This is a genomic window from Calidithermus terrae, assembly GCF_003574345.1.
Classification (GTDB): domain Bacteria; phylum Deinococcota; class Deinococci; order Deinococcales; family Thermaceae; genus Calidithermus; species Calidithermus chliarophilus.
This window is the reverse complement of sequence record NZ_QXDL01000379.1, coordinates 1-1,937: the sequence shown is the minus strand read 5'-3', so window position 1 is coordinate 1,937 and position 1,937 is coordinate 1. Positions and strand designations below refer to the sequence as shown.

Below are 1,937 nucleotides of genomic sequence, written 5' to 3'. Positions count from 1 at the left end.
CTCCCCGCCCTCCCCGAGTGGCGCCTGGAGGACGGCAAGGCCAACCTGCGCGCCCTCGCCGAGGCCAGCGGGGGCCGCCTGCTGGAAAGCCTGGACGAGCTGCGTTCCCTGCCCCGGCGCAAGGGCCTCGAGCTGCGCTGGCTGCTGGTGGGGCTGGCGCTGGGGCTGTTCGTGCTGGAGCGTTACCTCGAGTGGCGGCGGGTGGCGGGGGGGGTGCGCCGAGCGCCGATGGCCGCTGGCTGATGGGCGAGCGCTGAGCGCGGGTCGTACGTCGTACGCAAGACGCAAGACGTACGACGTAAGACGTACGACGTAAGACGTACGACGCAAAACGCAAGGCGCTCTCGACGAGCCACACGCCGTGAGCCTTCATGCTTCCTCTCACCTCCTGCTGAAGTTCGCGCGGCTTCGGCTTGCTATCCTGGAACGGATGCGCTGGAAAAGCTTGTTGTTGCTCGTGTTGCTCCCGGCCTGTAGCTGGGGGGAGCGGATTCCTTCGGAGGTGAAGCTCAGCTATTCGGGCAGTGGGCAGTTCTGGCTGGGGGTGCCGCACAACGCGGCGTGGGAGCTCACGCCTGCGGAGCCCTCGAGCTGGCTCGAGCTCACCCCCCGCAAGGGGCTGGGGCCGGCGCAGATCCAGGCCCGCACCCGGGGGGACCGGCTGCCGGAGGCCGCCCTCCTGGAGACCGCCTACCGGCTCAGCGGCGACGTCGAGGCCACGCTGCGCTTCCGGCAGCCGCAGGTGCGCCTGACGGGGAGGGTGGTCTCGGCGGCGGCCCTCGCCCGCCCCGGCAAGCTGCCCGCTGCGGGGTTGCGCCCCCGCTTGGCGCCGGCCCCCACGGGCGAGGTGCTGGTGAAGCTCAAGCCGGGCCGCTCCCTGCGGCTGGCCGGGCTGCGGCTGCTCAACTTCGACCCGCGCTCGCGGCTGGGGAAGCTGCGCTCGAGCGACCCCCGCCTCCTCGAGCGCCTGCGCGCCGACCCCGCCGTGGAGTGGGCCGAGCCCAACGGCTGGGTGCAGGCGCAGGGCGAGCCCGCCGACGAGCTCTACCCCCAGCAGTGGTACCTGCGCTCGACCGGCGCCCGCTTCGCCGACCAGGCCGCCTACGCCCGCACCGTGACGGTGGCCGTGATCGACACCGGCGTGCGCTACGACCACCCCGACCTCGCCGGGCGGCTGGTCCTGCCGGGCGAGGGCGCCTACGACTTCGTGGAGGCCGACCCCGACCCCACCGACCCCGGCGACACCCTCAACCCCGGATTCGGCAGCCACGGCACCCACGTCACCGGCATCGTGACGGCCCGCAGCGGCCCCAACGCCCTGCCCCCCGAGTGCTACGAGGGCGGCCAGCCGGTCTGCTCGCCCAGCGGCACGGTGGGCGTGGCCTGGAGCGCCCCGGTGCGGGTGCTGCCCGTGCGGGTGCTGGACCAGAACGGCAACGGCACCTTCGAGGCCGCCGCCGCCGCCCTCCGCTACGCCGCGGGCCTCCCGGTGGAGTGGGAGGGCCAGACCCTGCAACTGCCCGAGCCGGCCGGCGTGATCAACCTCTCGCTGGGCGCCCTGCAGCGCTCGCAGGCCCTGTGCGACGCGGTGGCCGAGGCCGTGCAGCAGGGCGTGCTGGTGGTGGCTGCCGGGGGCAACTGCCAGGACACCAACCCGGGCGCCCCCTTCTACCCCGCCTCCTGCCCGGGCGCTTTGGGGGTGGGGGCGACCGACCTCGAGTTCCGCCCCGCCTACTACAGCCAGCAGCACGCCGCCATCGCCGCCAGCGCCCCCGGCGGCGACACCCGCACCGACGACGCGCGCGGCATCCTCTCGACCACCTGGAACTTCGTCGCGGGCCGCCCCACCTACGCCTTCTACATGGGCACCTCCCAGGCCACCCCGCAGGTGAGCGCGGCCCTGGCCCTGCTGCTCGCCGCCGACCCCGCCCTCACCC

At 74.2% G+C, this 1,937-nt stretch carries 1 protein-coding gene and 1 pseudogene; both read left to right on the top strand.

The window, feature by feature from the left end; all coding sequences use genetic code 11:
- Window positions 1-243 (top strand): annotated as a pseudogene (locus tag Mterra_RS20895) (VWA domain-containing protein); the annotation flags it as partial.
- Between the two features lie 187 nt (window positions 244-430).
- Window positions 431-1,937 (top strand): S8 family serine peptidase (locus Mterra_RS20890; RefSeq protein ID WP_119316831.1); only part of this gene is annotated, 1,507 nt, incomplete at its 3' end.